The sequence below is a fragment of the Enterobacter cloacae complex sp. P1B genome (assembly GCF_014982345.1).
GTDB lineage: Bacteria > Pseudomonadota > Gammaproteobacteria > Enterobacterales > Enterobacteriaceae > Enterobacter > Enterobacter bugandensis.
The window spans coordinates 317,538-341,109 of sequence record NZ_JADCLF010000013.1; the positions used below are offsets into that span (position 1 = coordinate 317,538).

Here is a 23,572-nt window from a genome sequence, read left to right on the forward strand (position 1 = left end):
CAAACACAAAAAGGTAAATGACATGAATACGACTCTCTCAGGAAAAATTGCACTGGTCACCGGCGGCAGCACCGGTATTGGTCTTGCCACGGCGCAGGAGCTGGCGGCACAGGGCGCGAAGGTGTACATCACCGGGCGTCGTCAGGCCGAACTTGACGCCGCGGTAGCAGAGATTGCTTCTGACGCAGTGGGCATTCGCGCGGACGTCTCTAAGCTTGCCGATCTGGATGCGGTTTATGCCCGGATAGCAAAAGAAGAAGGCCGTCTTGATATTCTGTTCGCCAATGCGGGTGGCGGCGATATGCTGCCGCTGGGCGCGATCACCGAAGAACAGTTTGACCGGATTTTTGGCACCAACGTTCGCGGGGTGCTGTTCACGGTGCAGAAGGCGCTGCCGCTGTTATCAACCGGCTCGTCGATCATTCTGACCGGCTCGACGGTGTCGATTAAGGGGACGGCCAATTTCAGCGTCTACAGCGCCAGTAAGGCCGCGGTGCGTAACTTTGCCCGCTCCTGGGCGCTGGATTTGCAGGGCCGTGGGATCCGCGTCAATGTCGTAAGCCCGGGCCCGATCAAAACGCCAGGTTTAGGGGATCTGGTGCCGGAAGAACATCGCCAGGGGCTGTACGACGCGCTGGCCGCGCAGGTGCCGCTCGGACGTTTAGGCGCGCCGGGCGAGGTGGGTAAAGCGGTGGCGTTTCTGGCCTCCGACGCGGCCAGCTTTATCAACGCCACCGAGCTGTTTGTGGACGGCGGGATGGCGCAAATTTAATCCAGGCTGCGCCAGCAGCGAACGTGACGGCCCTCGCGAGAGGGCTGTAGCGGCTGAGGACGTTCGCACCCCTGCGCGGCCATCGGGCAGCGGTCGCGGAAAAAACAGCCTTCGGGCAGATGACGGTTGCCGGGCAGCTCCGTTTTGCGTAACGCCAGCGTTTCATCCAGCGGCTCTCCGGTGCGGGGAACCGAATCGAGCAGCAGGCGGGTATAGGGGTGGCGCGGCTCGCCAAGTACCTGCGCGGCGCTGCTCAGCTCCACAATCTGTCCGAGATACATCACCGCCACGCGGTCGCTCATGTGTCTGACCACCGAGACGTTATGCGAGATCAGTACGTAGGTCAGATTACGCTGCTGCTGTAGCGTCACCAGCAGGTTGAGGATTTGCGCCTGCACGGAGATATCCAGCGCGCTGGTGGGTTCATCGAGCACGATGATATCCGGGTCGGACGAAAGCGCCCGGGCGATGGCAATGCGCTGGCGCTGCCCGCCGGAGAAGGCGTGTGGAAGGCGGTCGAGATATTCCGGGCGAATGCCCACCTGCAGCGCCAGATCCGCCGCCAGCTGGCGGCGCTCGCGCTCGCTGCTGCGTTTTTGCACCCACACCGGCTCGGTAATGATGCGCCAGACCGGCAATCGCGGGTCGAGCGAGGAGAGCGGATCCTGAAACACCATCTGCATGCCACCGGCGTGGTGGGCACGCTGGCATGCGCCGGTGCTGGGTTTAAGCATCCCCATCAGCAGCTGCGCCAGCGTGCTTTTCCCACAGCCGGATTCCCCGACAACGCCCAGCGTTTCGCCCCGACGGATCTGGAGATCCAGCCCGTTGAGCGCATGGACCCGTTCCGTCACGCGGCCCAGCCAGTTTTTGCGCGCCGCAAAGTTCACGTGCACGCTATCCAGTTCCAGCAGTACATCAGACATGGTGTTTCTCCCGTTGTGGATACCAGCAGGCAGCCTGTTGGCCCTCTGCGCCATGGGGCTGCAGGCGCGGCGTTTCGCTGCATTTTGCCCCCGCGGCAAAGCAGCGCTCGCGGAACGCGCACCCCTGCGGAAGCTGGCTGAGGTTGGGCACCGTTCCGGGAATGGCGGGCAGCAGATCGCGCGGCTGGCCGTGTTCCGGCGCGCACCGTAGCAGGCCGATAGAATAGGGATGCACAGGGCGGTGGATCAGCGTTTGCGTGGCACCGCTTTCTATCACGCTGCCCGCATACATTACGTACATTCTGTCGCAGAGCTGGGACACTACGGCCATATCATGGCTGATAAACAGCACCGAGGTGCCGCTGGCCTTCGCCTTATGCTTCAGTAAACGCAGCACCTGGAGCTGGACGGTAACGTCCAGCGCGGTGGTTGGCTCGTCGGCGATGATCAGCTCCGGCTCGCAGGAGAAGGCAAGGGCGATCATCACCCGCTGGCGCATGCCGCCGGAGAGTTCAAACGGATAACGCGCCATGACCTCCTTCGCGTCCGGAATTTGCATCTCTTCCAGCAGGGCGATCGCCTTCTGCTGCGCCTCGCGCCGGGAAAGCGGCTGATGCTGGTGGATCACCTCCACCATCTGTTTGCCAATCCGCCGCGTCGGGTTGAGGGCGGTCATAGGCTCCTGAAAAATCATCGCCACTTTAGCGCCGCGCCACTGGCGAAGCTGTTTCTCGGACGCCGTCAGGACGTTTTCACCGAGTAATCTCACCTGACCGTGATGAATACGGTAGCTGCCCTCTGGCAGCAGGCGCATGGCGAGCATGGCGGTAACGGATTTGCCCGACCCTGATTCGCCCACCACGCCGACAATTTCGCCCCTGCCGATCTCCAGCGAAACGTGGTTCAGGGCGTGGACCTCCCCGCGAAAAACCGGGAAGCTCAGATGCAGGTCTTCAATATTGAGTACCGGTTCGGTCATTACTGTTTGCCTCCTGACTTCGGATCCAGCAGATCGCGGATACCGTCGCCAAACAGATTAAAGCCCACGGCGGTAATCAAAATCGCCGCACCGGGAAAGGCGCAGTACCACCACTGGTCCAGGACGTAGTTACGGCCCACGGCCACCATCGCGCCCCATTCGGCGGTGGGCTGCTGCGCGCCCAGGCCAATAAACCCCAGCGTGGCGGCCATCAGAATGGCGCTGCCGATATCCAGCGACGCCTGCACGATCAGCGGCGGCAGGGCGTTGCGCAGGATATGCCAGCGGATCAAATGCCAGCGGGACGCGCCAAACGTGCGGGCGGCCTGAACGTAGGTGAACTGTCGCACCACCAGGGTTTGCCCGCGCGCCAGCCGCACGTAGAACGGTATGCGGACAATCGCAATCGCCAGCATGGCGTTAAACAGGCTCGGACCGAGCGCGGCGGCCAGCGCCATGGTCAGCACCAGAGAAGGAATGGAGAGCATAATGTCCATCACCCGCATGATGACGGCGTCGCCGCGCCCGCCCAGGACGCCGGACAAACAGCCCAGCAGCGAGCCAATGCCGCCCGCAATCACCACCACCGCCAGCCCGGCGGTAATCGACTGCTGGCTGCCCGTCAGCACGCGGCTGAACAGGTCGCGTCCCACCTCATCGGTGCCAAACCAGTGTTGCGCAGAAGGTGCCTGCAGGCGGGCGGTGAGATCCAGCGCGTTCGGGTTATGCGGCACTATCCACGGCGAGGTCACCATCAGCAAAAGCATCGCGATCATAATGACGCCGCCAACGATCGTGAGCGGGCTTTGGCGCAGCATCCAGAACAGCTTTGCCCAGTTGATGCGTTGTCTGGCGGTTTTCACCGGGACGGGTGTTTCCTGCGTTAACATCATTCGGCACCTCCGCGCCCGATTCGCGGGTCAATCCACAGGTAAAGCAGATCGACCACCAGATTAACCAGCACGTAGGCCAGCGAAACGACGACGGCAAAGCCCATCACCGCCGGGAAGTCCAGCGCCTGAATGGACGTCACCACCCAGGCGCCCATACCCGGCCAGGCAAAGACGGTTTCGGTCAGGACGGCGCCGTAAAGCAGGTCGCCCAGCGCCAGCCCGAGCACGGTAATGGACGGGATCATCGCATTCGGCAGGGCGTAGCGCAGGACGATGTACCAGCCGGGCAGCCCGCTGGCGCGTGCGGTGCGGATGTAGTCCTCGCTAAGCTGCTCCAGCATCGCCGAGCGCACCTGGCGCGCCACGATGCCCAGGTGAACAAACGCCAGCGTCAGCGAGGGTAAAATCAGGTGCTGCAGCGCGTTGAAAAAGACTTCACCGTTGCCTTCCAGCAGGGCGTCCAGCAGATAAAACCCGGTGACGTGCGTCGGCGGATCGAGCCAGTCGTCCAGCCTGCCGCCGCCCGGCAGAATCTGCAGATGCCCGTAAAACAGGACAATCACGCCCAGCCCAAGCCAGAATGCAGGCGTGGAAATTCCGGTCATCGCCATTAAACGCACCAGGTGATCCAGCCAGCGGTTGCGGTACACCGCCGACAAAATCCCCAGCGGCACGCCGATAACCAGCGCCAGCAGCAAAGAACAAAAGGCCAGCTCCAGCGTGGCGGGGAAAAAGGCTTTCAGGTCTTCCGCAACCGGGCGTCCGGTACGGATGGATGTGCCTAAATCACCGTGGGCCAGGGCGTCCACGTAGCGGCCAAACTGCACATACAGCGGCCGATCCAGCCCCAGCTGCTGGCGAATGTTCTGCACGATTTCGTCGCTGGCGCGATCGCCCGCCAGCAGACGCGCCGGGTCGCCGGGGATCATGTGTGAAATAATAAAGGTAATAATACAGACACCGGCCACCACCAGGAGTAACCCCCAGCAGCGCTGGCGCACGATGCTCCAGAACGTCATACGCTTTCCCCCGGCGAGAACCGTTATTTACTCATGGTGGCGATGTTGAACACCTGCTCGAGCATCGGATTAAAGGTGAAGCCTTTGACCTCTTTGTTCATCGCCAGCTGGTAGTTCTTCTGGAACAGATAGACGTAGGCCGCTTCGTCAATCACCACCTTTTGCGCCTGCTGGTAATCTTTGGTGCGTTCCGCCTGGTCGGTGGTTTTCAGCGCGGCCTGCAGCAGCGAATCCACCTCTTTGTTCTCATAGAACGAGCGGTTGCCCGGCAGCCCTTTTTTGTCCGATTCGAACCAGTAGTTCATAAACATGTACGGGTCGGCAAAGTCCGGGCTCCAGTTGCCGATGGCAATGTCGTAATCGCCTTTGCCGACGCGGTCGCGCATGGTGGCATTGGCCAGTTTTTCCAGCTTGACGTTAATGCCGATCTTGCCGAGGCTCGCCTGAGTGGAGAGGGCGATAGGCTCCCAGTTCGGATCGTTGTCCGAGTAAAGGAAGGTCAGGCTGGCGGGTTTGTCTTTGACCTTCTCCAGCGCCGCTTTGGCTTTGGCCTCGTCGAAGCTGTACTGCATTGCCGCGGCGTCAAAGCCCCACATGCCTTCCGGGATCGGGCCGCGCATCTGCTTGCCGTTGCCGCTCAGAATGCCTTTTACCATTCCCTGATAGTCCGTCGCCCAGGAGATGGCCCGGCGTAAATCCACCTGATTGAGCGGCGCTTTGCTGTTGTTGAGATAGAGATAGGTCACGCGCAGGGAGGGGTATTCCGCGACGGCGACTTTGCCTTCCTGCTTCAGGGCCGCAAGCTGATCGACCGGCAGGGAGTCGGCAATGTCCAGATCGCCGCGGGAAAGCTGCAGTCGGCGCGAAGCGCTCTCGCCGATAATTTTCACCGAGACGCGCTTAAAGTGCGGCTTGTCGCCCGGCCAGTGAGGGTTCGGCACCAGGATCAGCTGCTGGCCTTTCTGCCAGCTCTTCAGCATAAACGGCCCGGAACCGGCGGTGTTTTGCGCCAGAAAACCGCGCGCGTCGTCCGCGGCATTGGCCTTCAGCACCGCCGGGTTAATGATGGACGCCCCGTCGTTTGCCAGCGTGTAGAGGAAAGGCGCGAACGGCTGGCTGAGGGTGAATTTCACCGTATGGTCATCGACGGCATCAATTTTCAGATCTTTCGGGAAGGCTTCAGACGGCCCCTGGCCGAGCTTCAGCAGGCGCTCAAAGGAGAGCTTGACCGCTTCGGCGGTGACCGGCGTGCCGTCGGAGAATTTGGCGTTATCCGCCAGGGTAAAGGTCCACTCTTTCTGGTCGTCGGACGCCTTCCAGCCCGTCGACAGATCGCCCTCCACCTCGGTAGAGCCGGGCTTGTACTTGACCAGACGCTGGTAGGACGGATAGGTGACGGTCCAGTCGTTGTTATCGATGGTGATGGCAGGGTCGAGCGTTTGCGGGTCGGCGGCTTTACCGATCGCCAGCATGTCTTTCGGGACGGCGGCCAGCGCCAGCGGGGCGCTCAACGCCAGCGTGGCGGCAATCAGGGTTGTGAGAAGCGATGTTTTCATGGCAGTGCTCCAGGTTAAAGAGAGGTGTGCGTCAGGGGAAAACAGGCAAAACGGTCATCAAGCAGCGGGTAGCTGGCGGCGTTCGGCAGTTCGAAGTGCCACCATTCGCTGCTAATCCCCACAAAACCGCCGCCGAACATGATGGCGTTCAGCAGCAGACGGTTGCGCTGGGCGTGCGGGGGTACGGAAGGGTGATAGGGATGCGAACGGTCATGCATTTCGTCAAAACCGGCGCCCATATCCAGCACGCTGTTATGCTCGTCCATCAGCGTGACGTCGATGGCCGTACCGCGGCTGTGGTTGGAGCCAATTGCCACATCGACCACATACTCCGGGTTCGGGCAGGCGTCCCACAGCTGGGCCTGCGCCTGCTGCGGCCGGTAGGCGTCGTACACCACCAGCTTCAGCCCGGCCAGGGCGGCAATGCTGATGGCTTTTGCCAGCGCGGTGGCGGCGTCGGTATGCAGCAGGCACAGCGCCTCCTGATAGATCGGCCTGCCGGTGATGTTGTCGGCGGTGGCGTACTTCAGATCGATATGCAGCGTGGGAAACGTCTTCGCCACGTCAATCAGTTCACTCTCATCGGGCATAGCTCCGCTCCTTTAGCGTTCGAATTGACCAAACTCTTGTTGTAATTGTCGGTTTACCGCCAGACGCGTCGGGAGCGCATCACCCAGCGCTTCCACTACGCCCGACAGCAGCAGGTTGAACAGACAGCTCACGGGGGCAAGCGAATCCCAGAAATGACCGGTATCGGTTTTCACCTGCAGTAAATCCATCGGGTAATCCCGCGCCCACGGGCACCAGATGTCGGTGATTAAGGCCAGCGGGATCCCTTTTTCGCTCGCCACGCGGCAGTACTGGCGGGCCATCGTGGAGTAGGTGCGCGTGTCGGTCAGCACAACGTAAGGGTGCGAAAACCCGGAGTTGAGGGATTCCACCCAGCTGCCGGACGCGCCTTCGGAATAGCTCACGCGCGGGCGAAGGTACTCGAGATGGCTGAAGAAGGCGTTGGCGATCCCGCGCGTGGACTGGATCCCCAGCACAAACACCGCGTCGGCGTGAGCCAGGTTGTGCACCACCTGACGGAAGGAATCCGTTTGCGCCAGCTGATACACCTGCGTAATGGCGTCCACCTCCAGCGACAGGGCATGCTGAAGGCGGTTGGGCAGGGGGCGCTGCTGCTGCCAGGAGTCCAGCCGCTCGTTCATGCCCCAGGGCTGATACGGATCGCGCAGGCTCTTTTTGACATCTTCCAGGTTGCGATACCCCAGCTTGCGCAGGAAGCGTCCGACGGTGATCCCGCTGGTCCCGCTCGCCAGACCGACGCTTTCCGCGGTTTCAAACGGGATTTGTGCGGCGTGCGCCAGCAGCCAGCTCCCGACCCGCTTTTCGCTGGGAGTGAGCTGGCTGAACGTCGCTTCGATACGGCTCAACATCTCGGGTTTCGTCGTCATACCGCCTCGCTGTTAACTGGCTGTCAAAAGCTGGATTTGTGTTACCGGGTTAACAATGCACGACGCGTGCCATGTTCACGGTGAGGTAAAAACCCGCCGTGCTGTTAATTTCACGCAATATTTAGTTAACCAATGATCAACATTTGTGCAGCGTAGTTCACTTTTGGTGCAGCGGCTGACGCGGCAGGTATGAATTTGATGAATACGTCAGTCCGTTCACATTTTTGATAAGATAAAAGGACAGTGAACATAAAAGGGATCCCGGCATGGCGAATTTGCCCTGGCGAATCAGCGTGCGCCTGGCGGCGCTTGCAAAGAAAACAGGGATGGTCGTGGGGATCGTCCTGGTCGTCCTGTTGGCGGTGCGGGTCTATCTCTCGCAGCAGGGGCCGGACCTGCACCTCTGGCACACCTGGCGGGCGGACGAGATGTCCGTGCGTGAACTCGATAACACCAACTTTGCCGGGTATGTTGCCCGGGAAAACGCCATTTTCGCCGAGCTTGATAGGGCGGTGACGGCGAAAACAGCGGGCGAGGAACAAACGCCGCTAAACCGCTATTATCGCCAGAGCCTGGTTTGGCCGGGACAGTTCACGCCCGATGCCAACCGTTCGTTTGTGCTGATGCCAGCAGGAAAACCCCGTGGCGCGGTGGTATTGCTGCACGGACTGACGGACTCGCCTTACAGCGTCAGGCACCTTGCCGAAAATTATCAGCAGCACGGCTTCGTGGCCGTGGTTCCGCGCCTGCCCGGACACGGCACCGCGCCCGGCGCGCTGACCGACGTTGACTGGGAGATGTGGCTCGCGGCGACGCGTCTTGCCGTGCGGGAAGCCACGCGCCTGACGGGGGATAACGTGCCGTTGCATCTGGTGGGGTACTCCAACGGCGGGGCGCTGGCGATGAAATATGCTCTCGATGCGCTGGATTCCTCTGCGCTTCGTCGACCGCAGCAGGTAATCCTGCTCTCACCAATGATCGGCGTGACGGCCTTTGCGCGTTTTGCCGGTTTTGCGGGGCTACCAGCGCTGCTGCCGGCGTTTGCCAAAGCGGCGTGGCTGAATATCTCCCCGGAATATAATCCGTATAAATGCAACTCGTTCCCGGTGAACGCCGCCCGCCAGTCGTGGCTGCTGACGAAGGCCCTGCAGGAGCAGATTGGCCGCGAGGCGCGGGAGAACAGGCTGGTGAATCTGCCCCCGGTACTTGCATTCCAGTCGGTCATGGATTCTACGGTCAGCACCCGCGCGGTGGTGACCGGCCTGTTTGACCAGCTTCCGGCAAACGGCAGTGAGCTGGTGGTGTTTGATATCAACCAGGCGGCCAGCTTCCGTCCGCTGTTCAAGCCATCGTCGTGGACGGCAACCTCGGCGCTGCTGCCGGTTGCGCAGAGACGTTACGGTGTCACGATTATTACCAATGCGGACGCACACAGCTTCTCGACGGTGGCGAAAACAACGCCAGCAGGCAGCACGCGGGAGACGGTTGTGCCGCTTGTGCAGACCTGGCCGCAGGATGTCTATTCCTTGTCGCATATCGCCGTGCCGTTCCCGCCGGATGACGATCTCTATGGCCGTGAGCCTGGGGTGAAAAACCGCTACGGGATAAGCCTGGGGACAATTGCGCTGTGGGGAGAAACGTCCGTGTTGAGCGTTGGCAAAGAGGCGCTGATGAGGGTCACCTCGAACCCGTTTTATGACTACATGCTGGAGAGGATCGACAGCAGGATTGGCGATGGGGAAAAGTAATGTTCCCTTGTAGCGTGAATATGTTAGGTCGCATTGATTAAGTATGTTACATAGTAGCTTCAAGGCACCTCTCTTTATCATTGGAACCCCTTTTTGTGCTGACGACGCTGATCTACCGAAGCCAGTTGAATTTATCCCGCCCGTCCACCGAACTGCGGGAGCTGGTGGAGCGCGCCAGGGGCCGCAACACAAAACTGGATATTACCGGCGTCCTCCTGGCAAAAGGGAATGACGTTCTGCAGATCCTCGAAGGGTCGGAAGAGAGTGTGGTCAAACTGTTCCACACCATCCGTGAGGACAAGCGTCACAGCGGGGTGGTTGAACTGCTGCGGGACTATGGCCCGCGCAGACGCTTCGAAAACGTCGGTATGCTGCTGTTCGACCTGCAGACGCAGTCGCCGAAAGAGGTGCTGCAGTCGGTGCTGCGCTACAGCAAGCTGGACAGCTATCTGACATCTGATGACCGGGTGTTCAAATTTATACAGACGTTTATTACGGGCAAACGTCCGGCCCCGTCGGGGGGACGCTACGATCCGGCAAAATGGACGCTCTCAACGGAGACCTTACCGCTGGGGCAGAGTCTGGGCCTGCTTGTCAGCCAGCACTGCCAGTTTGCCCTTCAGCCCATTATTGAGCCCTCGGAAGGCAAGATCAGTTCCTTCGAAGCCCTTATCCGCGGCAATGACGGCGGCAGTCCGGAACATTTCTTCAGCTCTCTGGACCCGGCCAAAATCTATGAAGTCGATCTCCAGACGAAAGCGTATGCCTTCGCGCTGGCGGAAAAGCTGGGCATTGGCAGCCATAAAATTGCGGTCAATCTGCTGCCGATGTCGCTGGTGAACGTCCCTGGCGCGGTGGCGTTTCTGGTCGATCAGATTAAACAGCATGGGCTTCAGCCGGAGCAGGTGGTCGTTGAAATCACTGAAAACGAAATGATATCCGGCCTTAACCAGTTCAACAGCGCCATTAAACAGCTTCGTGCCGAGGGCGTTGGGCTGGCGATTGATGATTTCGGTTCCGGCTATGCCGGGCTTTCGCTGCTGACCCGCTTCCAGCCGGATAAAATCAAAATCGATCGCGAAATCATCAGCGATATCCATCTCAGCGGCCCGAAGCAGGCGATTGTGCGCTCCATCATCAGCTGCTGCTCCGATCTTGAAATTACCCTGGTGGCCGAAGGGATCGAGAAAATAGAGGAGTGGTGCTGGCTCGAATCTGCCGGGATCCGCCGCTTCCAGGGCTTCCTGTTTGCCCGTCCGCAGCTTAACGGCGTTGGCGATATTCGCTGGCCGCATCTGAAGCGTTAGGCAATTTTCCTCCCGCGTTATTTCCCCTTTTCCCTGCCTGTGCTTAAATAGCTAAAACGGTTTAACATAGTTTAGCTAAGAGGATCACATGGAAAAAATCTGGGTACTTGGCGATGCGGTGGTGGATTTATTGCCCGATGGCGAAGGGAAATTACTGCAGTGCCCCGGTGGCGCACCGGCAAACGTCGCGGTGGGCATTGCCCGGCTGGGGGGCAAAAGCGCGTTTATCGGCAGGGTTGGCGACGATCCTTTCGGGCGCTTTATGGCGAAAACGCTCGCTGACGAGCGGGTCGACGTGAAGCATATGCGCCTTGACCCGGCGCACCGCACCTCTACGGTGGTGGTGGATCTGGACGACCACGGCGAACGCTCGTTTACCTTCATGGTGCGCCCGAGCGCCGATCTGTTTCTGGAACCCGCCGACCTGCCGACGTTCAGCGCGGGCGAGTGGCTGCACGTCTGTTCCATCGCGCTAAGCGCAGAGCCGAGCCGCTCGGCGACCTTTCAGGCGATGGACGCCATCCGGAAGGCGGGCGGTTACGTGAGCTTCGACCCCAATATTCGCCCGGATCTCTGGCCGGATGAGAACGCGCTGCGTCGCTGCCTGGAACAGGCCCTCCAAAGCGCCGACGTGGTCAAGCTCTCCGTTGAGGAACTGGCATTTTTAACCGGCGATGCGGATGTACGAGAATGTCTGAACACGCTGATGCAGCGCTGCCCGGCGCGCCTGGTGCTGGTAACCCAGGGAAAAGAGGGCGTTATCGCCTGGCATCAGGGCGCGGTGAAACACTATCCGGCTACCCATGTGCAATGTGTCGATACCACTGGCGCGGGCGATGCCTTCGTCGCCGGGCTGCTCTACGGGCTGGCCGCCGGTCAGGAGCTGGTCCCGGCAATCGCCTTAGCCCAGCGCTGTGGCGCGTTAGCCACCACGGCAAAGGGGGCAATGACCGCGTTGCCCTGGCAGCACGACCTGTAATCCTTCCTTCACTGGCCGCCGTCCGGCGGCCTGAATTGTCGCCTCGATCACACTTACTAAATCGGTTTAGCAAAAAAGATTGCCGATCCAAAATTCCCGGGTTTAGTATCAGCAACCTAAACCGGTTTAGCAATTTAGCACGTTCGATTAATACTTTTAGGGATGCGACAAAATGTATAAAAAACGCAGACTTGCCGTGATGATAGGCATGCTGGCCGGCAGTACCTCTGTTTTTGCCCAGACGGATATGACAAGTATCGAAGCGCGCCTTGCCGCGATGGAGCAGCGCCTTCAGGCTGCTGAAGCGCGTGCGCAGGTCGCTGAAAAACGCGCCACCGAAGCCGAACAAAAAACGCAGCAGCTGGTCGCCGCCCAGCAGCAGACGCAAACCACAACCCAGGCGGTGGCGCAGCGTACCGCCGCGCTGGAGAAAAAAGCGGATCAGAGTAGCGGATTTGAGTTCCACGGCTACGCCCGTTCCGGCCTGCTGATGAACGACGCGGCCTCCAGCAGCAAAAGCGGCCCGTACCTGACGCCAGCCGGGGAAACCGGCGGTGCGGTAGGGCGTCTGGGTAACGAAGCCGACACCTACGTCGAGCTGAACCTGGAGCACAAGCAAACCCTGGATAACGGGGCGACCACGCGCTTCAAGGCGATGCTGGCCGACGGTCAGCGAACCTATAACGACTGGTCAGCCGATACCAGCGATCTCAATATTCGCCAGGCCTTTGCGGAGCTGGGTAACCTGCCTGATTTTACCGGCGCGCTCAAGGGCAGCACATTCTGGGCGGGTAAACGCTTCGACCGCGACAACTTTGATATTCACTGGCTGGATTCCGACGTGGTATTCCTGGCCGGTACCGGCGGCGGCGTCTACGACGTGAAGTGGAACGACTCGCTGCGCAGCAACTTCTCGATCTACGGCCGCAACTTCGGCAGCGTGGAGCAGACCGACAACAACGTTCAGAACTACATCCTCAGCATGAATCACTTCGCCGGGCCGCTGCAGGTGATGGTGAGCGGCCTGCGGGCGAAGGATAACGACGACCGTAAAGACGCTAACGGCGATCTCATCAAAACCGACGCGGCCAATAACGGCGTTCATGCCCTGGTGGGGCTGCACAACGAGAGCTTCTACGGCCTGCGGGAAGGGAGTGCCAAAACGGCGCTGCTGTACGGTCACGGCCTGGGCGCAGAAGTTAAGAGCATCGGTTCCGACGGGGCGCTGCTGTCCAATGCCGATACCTGGCGCTTCGCAAGTTACGGTGTCACGCCTGTCGGCGGTGGCTGGAGTATCGCGCCTGCCGTGCTGGCACAGAGCAGCAAAGATCGCTACGTCAAGGGCGACAGCTATGAGTGGGTGACGCTCAACACCCGCCTGATTAAAGAGGTGACCCAGAACTTCGCGCTGGCGTTTGAGGGAAGCTATCAGTACATGGACTTACATCCGGAAGGCTATAAGGACCGTAACGCCGTGAACGGCAGTTTCTACAAGCTGACCTTTGCGCCAACGTTAAAAGCGAGCAAAATCGGCGATTTCTTCAGCCGCCCGGAGCTGCGCCTGTTTGCCACCTGGATGGACTGGAGCAGCAAACTGGATAATTACGCCAGCGATGATGCCTTTGGCAGCAGCGGCTTCAACGCTGGCGGGGAATGGAACTTTGGGGTCCAGATGGAAACCTGGTTTTAACCCATCACGCTCCCGCCCGGCGGGAGCGTTTCGCACATCATAAAAAGAAGTCAGGCAGAGGTATCTATGGATGTTAATCAAATCGCCCGCGAGCTTATTCCGCTGCTGGGCGGCAAGGAAAATATCGCCAGCGCCGCGCACTGCGCTACGCGTCTTCGTCTGGTGCTGGTCGACGACGCGCTTGCCGATCGGCAGGCGATTGGCAAGGTCGAGGGCGTGAAGGGCTGTTTTCATAACGCCGGGCAGATGCAGGTCATTTTCGGCACGGGCGTGGTGAATAAGGTCTACGCCGCGTTTATTCAGGCGGCGGGGATTAGTGAGTCCAGCAAGTCTGAAGCGGCGGATATCGCGGCGCGCAAGCTGAACCCGTTCCAGCGCATTGCGCGTTTGCTCTCCAATATCTTTGTCCCGATCATTCCCGCCATTGTGGCGTCCGGCCTGCTGATGGGCCTGCTCGGCATGGTGAAAACCTACGGCTGGGTCAATGCGGATAACGCCCTCTACATCATGCTGGACATGTGCAGCTCGGCGGCGTTTATCATTCTGCCAATCCTGATCGGCTTTACCGCGGCGCGGGAATTTGGCGGCAACCCGTATCTGGGCGCGACGCTGGGCGGCATTCTGACCCACCCGGCGCTGACCAACGCCTGGGGCGTGGCCTCCGGCTTCCACACCATGAACTTCTTCGGCCTTGAGATCGCGATGATTGGCTACCAGGGCACGGTATTCCCGGTGCTGCTGGCCGTCTGGTTTATGAGCATCGTCGAGAAAAACCTGCGCCGCGCGATCCCGGACGCGCTGGATCTGATTTTGACGCCGTTCCTCACCGTCGTTATCTCTGGCTTCATCGCCTTGCTGATTATCGGCCCGGCAGGGCGCGCGCTGGGCGACGGCATCTCCTTTATTCTGAGCACGCTGATTGAACACGCGGGCTGGCTGGCCGGGCTGCTGTTCGGTGGGCTGTACTCGGTGATTGTGATCACCGGTATTCACCACAGCTTCCACGCGATTGAAGCCGGGCTGCTGGGTAACCCGTCGATTGGCGTAAACTTTCTGCTGCCGATCTGGGCCATGGCGAACGTGGCGCAGGGCGGCGCTTGTCTGGCGGTGTGGTTTAAAACCAAAGACGCGAAAATCAAAGCCATTACCTTACCGTCGGCGTTTTCTGCGATGCTGGGCATTACCGAAGCGGCCATTTTTGGTATCAACCTGCGCTTCGTGAAGCCGTTTATCGCGGCGCTGATCGGCGGCGCGGCGGGCGGAGCCTGGGTGGTGTCAGTGCATGTCTACATGACCGCCGTCGGGCTGACCGCCATTCCGGGCATGGCTATCGTTCAGGCCAGCTCGCTCCTTAACTATATTATCGGCATGGTGATTGCCTTCGGCGTGGCGTTTACCGTCTCGCTGCTGCTGAAATATAAAACGGACTCTGAATAATGACGCAACTTTCCCGCTGGCCTGCGATCCTGCAGGCCGTTATGAAAGGGCAGCCGCGCGCGCAGGCGGACAGCCATTATCCGCAGTGGCACCCCGCGCCGGTGACGGGGCTGATGAACGACCCGAACGGGTTTATCTGGTTTGCCGGACGCTACCACCTGTTTTATCAGTGGAACCCGCTGGCCTGCGAGCATCGCTTTAAATGCTGGGGGCACTGGAGCTCTGCGGACCTCGTGCACTGGCAGCATGAGCCGCTGGCGCTGATGCCCGACGAAGAGTATGACCGCAACGGCTGCTACTCCGGTAGCGCCGTGGACAACCACGGCGTTCTCACGCTGTGCTACACCGGCAACGTTAAGTTTGATGACGGCAGCCGCACCGCCTGGCAGTGCCTCGCCGTGGAGCAGCCGGACGGAACCTTTACGAAGCTGGGGCCGGTGCTGGCGCTGCCGGAAGGCTACACCGGCCACGTGCGTGACCCGAAGGTATGGCAGCACGACGGGGAGTGGTACATGGTGCTGGGTGCGCAGGATGTGCAAAAGCGCGGCAAGGTGCTGCTGTTTAAATCAGCCGATTTGCATGCCTGGACGTCCTGCGGGGAGATCGCCGGTCACGGCGTCAACGGCCTGACGGAAGCGGGGTATATGTGGGAGTGCCCGGACCTGTTCGCCCTCGACGGAACGCACGTCCTGATCTGCTGCCCGCAGGGGCTGGCGCGCGAGCCGCATCGCTACCTCAATACTTATCCGGCCACCTGGATGAGCGGTGCGTTTGACTATGCCAGCGCCGCATTCGATCACGGCGAGCTTCACGAGCTGGACGCGGGCTTTGAATTCTACGCCCCGCAAACTACGTTAGCAGAAGACGGACGCCGCATTCTGATCGGCTGGATGGGCGTACCGGACGGGGAAGAGATGCTTCAGCCAACCCGGTCGCACGGCTGGATGCACCAGATGACCTGCCCGCGTGAATTACGCTATCGTGACGGCAGGCTCTGGCAGACCCCGGCGCGCGAGCTGGCGGCGCTGCGTGAAGATGAGCAGCGCTGGCAGGGGCGCGCCAGCGAGGCGCCGGAACTGGACGCGACGCGCCTGGAGTTTGAGCTGGGCGCATCGCAGGTGAATGTCGATTTCGCAGGCGCGCTGCGCCTCACGGTCGATGAGCAGGGTTTACGCCTTGAACGCGCGAGCCTGAAAACCGGTGAAACATTGACCCGCTACTGGCAGGGTGAGGTTCGTCATTTACGCGTTCTGTGCGACTGCTCAAGCGTTGAAATTTTCATCAATCACGGCGAAGGGGTGATGAGCAGCCGCTATTTTCCTGACCATCCGGCCCGGGTGCGATTCGAAGGTGCGTCCGACATCACATTACGCTACTGGTCGCTGCGCGCCTGCATGATAGAATGAGGGTTTTGGCAGCCGGATCTAAGTCGTTGTGAGAAAAACAAAACGCGTCACCATAAAAGACATCGCGGAGCTGGCGGGTGTGTCAAAAGCCACCGCCAGCCTGGTCCTGAACGGGCGCAGCAAAGAGCTTCGCGTGGCGGAAGAGACGCGCGAGCGCGTGCTGGCGATTGCAAAAGAGCACCACTATCAGCCCAGCATTCACGCCCGCTCGCTGCGCGATAACCGCAGCCACACCATTGGTCTTGTCGTTCCTGAGATTACCAACTACGGTTTCGCCGTCTTTTCTCACGAGCTGGAGACGCTGTGCCGCGAGGCCGGCGTTCAGCTGCTTATCTCCTGCAGCGATGAAAACCCAGGGCAGGAGACGGTGGTGGTGAACAATATGGTGGCGCGTCAGGTGGACGGGCTGATTGTGGCCTCCAGCATGCTGAACGATGCGGACTACCTGAAGCTCAGCGAGCAGCTGCCCGTGGTGCTTTTTGACCGGCACATGAACGACAGCGCGCTGCCGCTGGTGATCACCGACTCCATTTCCCCGACAGCGGCGCTGGTAGCGGACATTGCGCGCCAGCATCCGAATGAATTCTACTTCCTCGGCGGCCAGCCGCGCCTGTCTCCGACGCGCGACCGTCTGGACGGTTTTAAGCAAGGTCTGCGAGAGGCCGGCGTGGAGCTGCGCCCCGAGTGGATCATTCACGGCAACTATCACCCGAGTTCCGGATACGAGATGTTTGCTGAACTCTGCGCCCGCCTGGGGCGTCCGCCAAAAGCGCTTTTCACCGCCGCCTGCGGGCTGCTGGAAGGGGTGCTGCGCTATATGGGCCAGCATAACCTGTTGCAAAGCGATATCAGGTTAGCCAGCTTTGACGATCACTATCTCTACGATTCACTGACGATCCCGGTGGATACCATTCGTCAGGACAACCGCCAGCTGGCGTGGCACTGCTTTGATCTAATTGGCAAATTGATCGAAGGGGAGACGCCGCAGCCATTGCAGCGCAAGCTGGATGCCACCCTGCAGCGGCGCTATAAGTCAGCGGTATAGCCCCAGGGGATACATCAATAACTTTAATTAATTTAAGTTTTGGAAGCGCCGATAACCATAAGGAATAATTCTCCTTGAGGTATTGGTTTATGTCGTTGAAAAAGTCGTCCCTGATTGTCCTGTTCTCGCTGCTTTTCTTCTTTGTTGTCAGCACCGTCACCAGCGTTGGCCTCATCATTAAAAGTAATAATTCCCTGGATAACGTGAACAAAGAGATCCAGGTTGTGCTGTCCATTATTGACCCCATCAACCACAGCCGTACGCTGCGCGTGCGGGTGATGGAGTATGTAAAGATGGTGGAAGCGGGCAACTCGGCTGACGAGTCTACGAAGCTTGCCGCAGTAAAAGAGGCGCTGACCAAAGCGGACAATGCCTTTGCGGCGTTTATGGCTTCGCCGCGTCTGACGGATGAAGCACCGATGGTGAGTGCCTATCAGGACGCCTGGCAAAACTACCGCAACCAGGGGCTGGCGCCGCTGATCGATGCCGCTGCGGCGCACGATGTCGCCAAATTTAACGCGCTGATCCCGGACGTTTCCCGTCTCGACCGCCAGTACGAAATCGTGCTCGACCAGGTGCTTTCGGTCCACCAGAAATACGCTAAAAGCCTGAACGAGGATGCGAGCAGCAATTTCGTCTCCGGCCTGGTGATGATTGCCGTTATTGCCTGCCTGTTTGTGGTGGTGATCGTTGCAGTCAGCATCTTCATGAAGCGCTTTGTCTTTGCCCCGGTAAACCTGGCGCGCGAGCACTGCAGCCAGATTGCAGCGGGCAAGCTGGATGTTCCGGTGCCGGTGAAGGGGAGTTCAAGCAACGAAATCGACCACCTGATGGGTTCGATGGAGCAGATGCGTCTGGCACTGCTGGCGACTATCGCCCAGGTGCGCGATGCGAGCCATACCGTGACGCACGCGGCGCAGGAGATTGCCGCCGGGAATATCGATCTGGCTTCGCGTACCGAGCAGCAGGCTTCCGCGTTGACCCAGACGGCGGCGAGCATGGAGGAGCTGAGCGCGACGGTGGCGAACAATACCGATAATGTCTATCAGGCCGGAAAACTGGTGCAGGACGCGGTGAAAAATGCCCACACCGGGGAAGCGGTGACCCGCGAAGTCATCGACACGATGCACACCATCGCGGCGAACTCGAAGCGCATCGAAGACATTACCAGCGTGATCAACAGCATCGCCTTCCAGACCAACATTCTGGCACTTAACGCGGCGGTTGAAGCGGCGCGCGCCGGAACGCAGGGCCGCGGCTTTGCAGTGGTGGCCAGCGAAGTGCGCACTCTTGCGCAGAAAAGCGCGGTGGCGGCTAAAGACATCGAAAGCCTGATTGCGCAGTCGGTCTCCAGCGTCAAAAACGGTGCGGAGCTGGTGAGCCGCTCGGGCGAGGTGATTGATTCGATTATTTCGTCGGTGAATAAGGTGAATACGCTGATGGAGCAAATCTCCGTCGCCTCCGAAGAGCAGAGTCGCGGGATCGGCCAGGTCGGGCAGGCGGTGACCGAGATGGATGGCGTAACCCAGCAGAACGCCGCGCTGGTGCAGCAGTCCGCGGCGGCAGCTGCCTCGCTGGAGGAGCAGGCGCAGCAGCTTTCACGGAGTATTGCGAGTTTTAGGTTGCCGGTGCAGGCTTGATTGATGGTTTAAGGCTCCTGAGGGAGCCTTTTCATGTCTGGCGTAGTTGGAAAGCCGCGCCAGACAAGGCTTCACGTTTGACTACTAGCAGCCAAAAGCCATAAAAAGCGGCTAGGGTGTGGACACATTGTGGACACTCTCACCACCATTAGCACTCTTCAGCGGGTTAAGCGAAATCGCGTCCTGCTGGTACTGAGGAGCGAAGTGCGCATAGACCATTGTCTGCGCAATTTTCGTATGACCTAAGATCCTCTGCAGTGTGATGATATTGCCCCCGTTAATCATAAAGTGCGTGGCGAAAGAGTGTCGTAGCGCATGTGTTGCTTGCCCCGCTGATAAGTCGGGCTTAACTTCTTTGAGGATTCGCCTGAATTCAGCATAACTGGCCTCAGGAAACAGAAAGCCTCGTGCTTTGCCGACTACGTAAGCCGAAACGTCATCAGAGATCGGGACCGTGCGCGGTGTGTTGGTTTTCGTCTTAACGAAAGACACCCGGTTATGAATCACATTCTCCGCCTTCAATCGCGCAGCTTCTCCCCATCTTGCTCCGGTACTCAAACACAAAACCGCAATTTGAGGAATTGGTAATGGAGCATATTAGGGGAAGTACAATTGCTTGATGTCTCCCCTCTGGAGGAGACGTGTTAAAAAGGATAGTCGATCACATTACTCTTTGAATAAGTGGGTTTAAACGGTAGCATGGGATTGCTCTACATCACCACAAAGTGGGAATGGCATTATCATTCAAAAAACTTAACGAGTATACCATAAGCTGCGGCAATGCCGGTAATTAAGGCCGTCAGTAAAACCCCAAAGAAATTATCCGAGGCATAGAATTTTTTTAACCCATCTTTAAAACTCGTCATTTTTATTTCTTGGCTTTTAATAGACTCAGCTAAAGTAAATTCTTTACTAGCTTCGTGCTCGAGATCATCTAAATAGTTTGATAAGTGAAAGTCTTTTACGAATTGTTCGATGGTCTTGATGGCAGTATAACTGTTCACTATTTTTTCTGGTGTTTTTACAAGTAAAGTCATGGCTTTGATAAAGGTCTTGTTAGTGCCGAATGCATTATCCTGTACTGCTTTGTTAATTAAAATGAATAATTCAAAGAGATTACAGCAAATAACGTATTTTTTATGAGCTTCTTTTTTCGCGGGGAAAGCAAAAGGTATTTGCTGTATCACACCCTGTTTATCTATAAGTGTTAGTGCTTCGTTTAACTGGTGCGTTTTGTTACGCTTAAGAACGTCATGCACTATATGTTGTACCGGTCGCAAATGACCAGTTAAGGACTCGACTAAATCAGAACTATCAAAGTGAGTTGAATTGCCATCAGATATTTCAATCGAAGTACAACGTAAAGTTCCGATTGATGTCAAAGGAATAATGTTTTTATAATCCCCTGACTTAATTAATCCAGCGATTGACAAAGCAAGCTTATATATGCCTGGATAGTGGATTAGAAGAGTTTTTTCTCTTAAGTTAACAGTGGTTGGGATGTCAAACTGAGTGTGCTTGAGTGTTAGTATAATGTATTTTTCAAAATAAAGGTGAGTGGTTATGTTAAGGGTTTCATTTCCATTTTTATACGGTGCTTTATTTCCAATAAATCCTAACTTATTGGCAATTTTAGATATTGCGTTGTTGAAAATGATGGTTGGGCGAAGAACTAATGGACTAATTTCAAAATTTTCCATGCCTCCGCCTATTTTACGCAAAAATGATTTCCCTGACTCTATTAGGAAGAGTTCATGGGAATTCAAATAATTAGGAGAGTTATTATCTAAAGATATCAGAATCTTCCAAGACTGTTCTAATTTGAAAGTCATTAGACATTCCCGTCTGAAAAAGGAGGCACGGAAAGGATTTTAACCTCCCAATGTAAAGCTAGTTTACATTTGCGCTCGACTGCGCCCATGCCATATTGTCCCGCAATCATATACTATCAATCACGTGGAGATCAACTAATTATGATGTGGTTATGTGAAGTTCGTTGTTGTTATCAAAGTGGAAATAAGAAATTTGAAAAATCACTCTCTGCGGATATTTGGTGGAAATTTTAATTAAGTAAACATTATTGCCCGAATGATAGCGCAGTAGGGGCTCTCATTTGCTGGATGTTGTTCCATAAATGACAAAACCTTGCTTTATTGCCGCTGGCCTTTCCATTCGGCATCCTTTCCCCATGAATAATCTAAATTCTCTGCAGGAAATCGCACGCGCGACCCGCAACCTTATCCGCACCGGCATCGTGACCGACGTCGACCACGACGAGGGGCTGTGTCGCGTCCAGACCGGCGGCATGGAAACTACTTGGCTGAACTGGCTTACCAGTCGCGCCGGTCGCTCGCGGGTGTGGTGGGCTCCATCCGTTGGCGAGCAAGTGCTTTTGCTGGCGATCGGCGGCGAGCTCGATACGGTATTTGTGCTGCCCGGCATTTTCTCGGATGACCATCCCGCGCCGTCTACCTCCCCTGATGCGCTTCACGTTTCCTTTCATGACGGGGCGGTTATTGAGTATGAGCCCGACAACGGCGCGCTCACTGTGTCAGGCATCAAAACCGCAGACGTCACCGCGTCTGAGTCCATAGCGGCCACCGTGCCGGTGGTGCTGGTGAAAGCGTCGAGCCGCATCACGCTCGATACGCCGGAGGTGGTGTGCACCAACAAGCTGACGACCGGCTCGCTCGAAGTGAAGAACGGCGGGAAGATGGGTGGGAACATCGAGCACACCGGCGGGACACTGAAATCAAACGGCGTGCAGGTGGATAATCACGCGCACGGCAACGTACAGAGCGGCGGAAGCTGGACTAAGGGGACGCAATGACGGTGCGTTATCTGGGAATGAACGGCCAGACCGGCATCAGCATCTCTGAGGTTGAGCATATCCGGCAAAGCGTGCGCGACATTCTGGTCACGCCGGTTGGGTCGCGCGTCATGCGCCGTGAATACGGCTCGCTCCTGTCGCAGATGATTGACCAGCCGCAGACCCCGGCGTTGAGCCTGCAGAGTATGGCCGCGTGCTATTCCGCGATCCAGGAATGGGAGCACCGCATAAACCTCTCGACCATCCTGACGCCACGCTTAAGGAGAAAGGCTTTATCAGCTAAGCAGTGCGATTGACAGTGCGTCTGAGAGCGTCGCAGCGACGCCGAAAGCGGTAATTTTATATTCACCCCAGCAATATTTCCCTCCCTCATCCGTCTACCTCATCACAAGCCATAATCAGTTACTGTAAACGAGGTAAACACCATGAGAGATTTTGAAATGCACGGCAGAGGTCACGGGCGCGGATTCGGGCGCCACCGTATGGGCAAGGGCTTAATCATCGGCGCGGTCATTTTCATCGTGCTCGGCCTGCTGGTGATGTCCCTGTGGAACGCCTTGCTTCCGGCGATCCTCGGCGTGAAGGCCATTGGTTTCTGGCAGGCGCTGGGGATTCTGGTGCTGAGCCGCATTCTGTTTGGCGGATTAGGTTTCCGCCCGGGGATGTTTGGCGCGCACCGGCGGATGCACGAGCGCTGGATGAACATGACGCCCGAGCAGCGCGAGGCGTTTATTCAGCAGCGTCGCGAAGGCTTTGGTCGTCACGGTCGCGGTCACTGCGGCTGGCACGGCCATCGTGACGATAAGCGCGATGACGCCGCGCCCAAAACCCCGGAAGCAGAGTGAGCGAAATGAAAGCCGGGGAGGCGGGCGGATCCATGCTGATGTCGGCGCTCAACGCCTGCCGCGCCCGGCTGAAAGCTTTCATTCGCGGACGGACGTCCGTTCGCGATGATGCCGACGACATTTTGCAGGAAGTCACGTATCAGCTGATGAAAGTGGAGCAGCCGGTCGAAAACGTCGCGGCCTGGCTGTTCCGCGCGGCGCGTAACGAGATGACAGACCGGGCGCGTAAAAAGCGCGAGGTGCCGCTCTCCGGCTATTTTACGGGCGAAGACGAAGAGGGTTTTCCCGAGGACGAGCTGGCCGAAACCCTGTTCGGCGTACCGCAAACGCCGGAGGAGGAGTATCTCAAAACGCTGCTGTGGGAAGAGCTGGGGCAGGCGTTGTCAGAACTCCCACCACCGCAGCGCGAAGTGTTTGAAAAGACCGAGCTGCACGGCTACAGCATTAAAATGCTGGCAGAGGAGACGGGGGCCAGCGAGCAGGCGCTTCTATCCCGCAAGCACAAGGCGGTGCTGTTTCTGCGCACGCGTCTGCGGGATATCTACGACGCGCTGACGGGGGAATAGCAGCGACAGACAAAACCTTACACTTCCGGCACTTGTAGATTCATCACTATCGTTTATGATCGGGGCGTCTTGTTACTCTGGAATATTATGCGCAACCGTCAGCTCCTCGGAAAATGGCTTCTGATCATCACCTGTCTCGCGATGGCGATTTGCCTCGTGCAGCGTGCGGTTATGCTCAACCATTTTTTACAGGGACTGGATCCGCAGATTTCACTGAGTGCAGATGCCCCAACCCAAAGTAGCACCGAGCAGTCCGGGCCATCGCCCTGCCAGCTGGGCGCCCAGTCGCTTCTTTGTGCCCAGCCGCTGTTCTTCGACGGCGCGCTGCCGGCTATCATTATCTTCTTCGCGCTGTTACAGCTGCTGACGCAAGGGCGGGCATTCGCTCCCGCGGAACAGCCCGTTCAGGCGCCGCCTCCCCGAATACACCTGAAAAACTGCGTTTTCCGTGAATGAAAAACATCGTCACCACACGAT

The 23,572-nt window shown here is 58.1% G+C and carries 23 protein-coding genes and 1 pseudogene; 15 read left to right on the forward strand and 9 right to left on the reverse strand.

The window, feature by feature from the left end; all coding sequences use genetic code 11:
• Positions 1-22: 22 nt before the first annotated feature.
• A complete protein-coding gene (locus tag INF77_RS14370; protein WP_047368601.1) occupies positions 23-772 on the forward strand; it encodes an SDR family NAD(P)-dependent oxidoreductase in 750 nt (249 codons plus the stop codon).
• Here the strand turns inward: INF77_RS14370 and INF77_RS14375 are convergent.
• Genes INF77_RS14375 through INF77_RS14405 form a run of 7 tightly spaced genes read right to left on the reverse strand, consistent with a single transcriptional unit; the run spans position 769 to position 7,602 of the window.
• Positions 769-1,698, reverse strand: coding sequence for an ABC transporter ATP-binding protein (locus INF77_RS14375; protein ID WP_193531910.1), 930 nt, complete (start codon positions 1,696-1,698; stop codon positions 769-771). The two genes, INF77_RS14370 and INF77_RS14375, sit on opposite strands and share 4 nt — an antisense overlap.
• The gene (locus INF77_RS14380; RefSeq protein ID WP_193531909.1) at positions 1,691-2,677 is read right to left on the reverse strand and encodes an ABC transporter ATP-binding protein; all 987 of its coding nucleotides are present in this window, start codon (positions 2,675-2,677) and stop codon (positions 1,691-1,693) included. The genes INF77_RS14375 and INF77_RS14380 overlap by 8 nt, the downstream gene beginning before the upstream one ends.
• Positions 2,677-3,570: a D,D-dipeptide ABC transporter permease gene (gene ddpC, locus INF77_RS14385; RefSeq protein ID WP_193531908.1), complete on the reverse strand. Its 894-nt coding sequence runs from the start codon at positions 3,568-3,570 to the stop codon at positions 2,677-2,679. Before ddpC ends, INF77_RS14380 begins: the two co-directional genes overlap by 1 nt.
• Positions 3,567-4,589: an ABC transporter permease gene (locus tag INF77_RS14390; protein ID WP_041909885.1), complete on the reverse strand. Its 1,023-nt coding sequence runs from the start codon at positions 4,587-4,589 to the stop codon at positions 3,567-3,569. Before INF77_RS14390 ends, ddpC begins: the two co-directional genes overlap by 4 nt.
• Before the next feature lie 23 nt (positions 4,590-4,612).
• Positions 4,613-6,145, reverse strand: a complete 1,533-nt coding sequence (locus tag INF77_RS14395) for an ABC transporter substrate-binding protein (RefSeq protein ID WP_041909887.1) — start codon at positions 6,143-6,145, stop codon at positions 4,613-4,615.
• A 14-nt stretch (positions 6,146-6,159) separates the two neighbouring features.
• A complete protein-coding gene (gene ddpX / locus INF77_RS14400) occupies positions 6,160-6,735 on the reverse strand; it encodes a D-alanyl-D-alanine dipeptidase (RefSeq protein WP_028013222.1) in 576 nt (191 codons plus the stop codon).
• Between the two features lie 12 nt (positions 6,736-6,747).
• Entirely contained in the window at positions 6,748-7,602 is an 855-nt protein-coding gene (locus tag INF77_RS14405) for a MurR/RpiR family transcriptional regulator (RefSeq protein ID WP_193531907.1), read from the reverse strand.
• A gap of 266 nt (positions 7,603-7,868) precedes the next feature.
• Between INF77_RS14405 and INF77_RS14410 the strand changes: the two genes are divergently transcribed.
• From INF77_RS14410 to INF77_RS14445, 8 genes are all read left to right on the forward strand, one after another.
• Positions 7,869-9,350, forward strand: a complete 1,482-nt coding sequence (locus INF77_RS14410; protein WP_193531906.1) for a carboxylesterase — start codon at positions 7,869-7,871, stop codon at positions 9,348-9,350.
• A gap of 95 nt (positions 9,351-9,445) precedes the next feature.
• Positions 9,446-10,657: a diguanylate phosphodiesterase gene (locus INF77_RS14415; protein WP_193531905.1), complete on the forward strand. Its 1,212-nt coding sequence runs from the start codon at positions 9,446-9,448 to the stop codon at positions 10,655-10,657.
• Positions 10,658-10,745: 88 nt separating this feature from the next.
• On the forward strand, positions 10,746-11,636 hold the full coding sequence (locus INF77_RS14420; protein WP_193531904.1) for an aminoimidazole riboside kinase: 891 nt from the start codon (positions 10,746-10,748) through the stop codon (positions 11,634-11,636).
• 172 nt (positions 11,637-11,808) lie between these two features.
• Positions 11,809-13,326 carry a carbohydrate porin gene (locus INF77_RS14425; RefSeq protein ID WP_193531903.1) on the forward strand — a complete coding sequence of 506 codons (1,518 nt, stop codon included), beginning with the start codon at positions 11,809-11,811 and terminating at the stop codon, positions 13,324-13,326.
• A gap of 66 nt (positions 13,327-13,392) precedes the next feature.
• Positions 13,393-14,763, forward strand: coding sequence for a sucrose-specific PTS transporter subunit IIBC (locus INF77_RS14430; RefSeq protein ID WP_028013216.1), 1,371 nt, complete (start codon positions 13,393-13,395; stop codon positions 14,761-14,763).
• Complete coding sequence (locus INF77_RS14435) at positions 14,763-16,169, forward strand: sucrose-6-phosphate hydrolase (protein WP_193531902.1); 1,407 nt, start codon at positions 14,763-14,765, stop codon at positions 16,167-16,169. Before INF77_RS14430 ends, INF77_RS14435 begins: the two co-directional genes overlap by 1 nt.
• A gap of 28 nt (positions 16,170-16,197) precedes the next feature.
• Positions 16,198-17,214 (forward strand): LacI family DNA-binding transcriptional regulator, encoded by a 1,017-nt coding sequence (locus INF77_RS14440; RefSeq protein ID WP_047368592.1) that lies wholly within the window; start codon positions 16,198-16,200, stop codon positions 17,212-17,214.
• Positions 17,215-17,303: 89 nt separating this feature from the next.
• Complete coding sequence (locus tag INF77_RS14445) at positions 17,304-18,854, forward strand: methyl-accepting chemotaxis protein (RefSeq protein ID WP_193531901.1); 1,551 nt, start codon at positions 17,304-17,306, stop codon at positions 18,852-18,854.
• A 111-nt stretch (positions 18,855-18,965) separates the two neighbouring features.
• Here INF77_RS14445 and INF77_RS14450 read toward each other — a convergent pair.
• Both INF77_RS14450 and INF77_RS14455 read right to left on the reverse strand, forming a co-directional pair.
• Positions 18,966-19,430, reverse strand: a pseudogene (locus tag INF77_RS14450) (tyrosine-type recombinase/integrase); the annotation flags it as partial.
• 164 nt (positions 19,431-19,594) lie between these two features.
• Positions 19,595-20,686 (reverse strand): hypothetical protein, encoded by a 1,092-nt coding sequence (locus INF77_RS14455; RefSeq protein ID WP_150143850.1) that lies wholly within the window; start codon positions 20,684-20,686, stop codon positions 19,595-19,597.
• Positions 20,687-21,042: 356 nt separating this feature from the next.
• Here INF77_RS14455 and INF77_RS14460 point away from each other — a divergent pair, with 356 nt between their 5' ends.
• The 6 genes from INF77_RS14460 (at position 21,043) to INF77_RS14485 (ending at position 23,551) form a co-directional block, all read left to right on the forward strand.
• Positions 21,043-21,684 carry a phage baseplate assembly protein V gene (locus tag INF77_RS14460; protein WP_193531923.1) on the forward strand — a complete coding sequence of 214 codons (642 nt, stop codon included), beginning with the start codon at positions 21,043-21,045 and terminating at the stop codon, positions 21,682-21,684.
• Positions 21,681-21,980, forward strand: a complete 300-nt coding sequence (locus INF77_RS14465; RefSeq protein WP_150143848.1) for a GPW/gp25 family protein — start codon at positions 21,681-21,683, stop codon at positions 21,978-21,980. The genes INF77_RS14460 and INF77_RS14465 overlap by 4 nt, the downstream gene beginning before the upstream one ends.
• Positions 21,976-22,095, forward strand: coding sequence for a hypothetical protein (locus tag INF77_RS23485; RefSeq protein WP_150144583.1), 120 nt, complete (start codon positions 21,976-21,978; stop codon positions 22,093-22,095). Before INF77_RS14465 ends, INF77_RS23485 begins: the two co-directional genes overlap by 5 nt.
• 14 nt (positions 22,096-22,109) lie before the next feature.
• The gene (locus INF77_RS14475) at positions 22,110-22,529 is read left to right on the forward strand and encodes a hypothetical protein (RefSeq protein ID WP_047365118.1); all 420 of its coding nucleotides are present in this window, start codon (positions 22,110-22,112) and stop codon (positions 22,527-22,529) included.
• A 5-nt stretch (positions 22,530-22,534) separates the two neighbouring features.
• Positions 22,535-23,095 (forward strand): RNA polymerase sigma factor, encoded by a 561-nt coding sequence (locus INF77_RS14480; protein WP_045630592.1) that lies wholly within the window; start codon positions 22,535-22,537, stop codon positions 23,093-23,095.
• 87 nt (positions 23,096-23,182) lie between these two features.
• Entirely contained in the window at positions 23,183-23,551 is a 369-nt protein-coding gene (locus INF77_RS14485) for a hypothetical protein (protein WP_028013210.1), read from the forward strand.
• Positions 23,552-23,572: the final 21 nt, after the last annotated feature.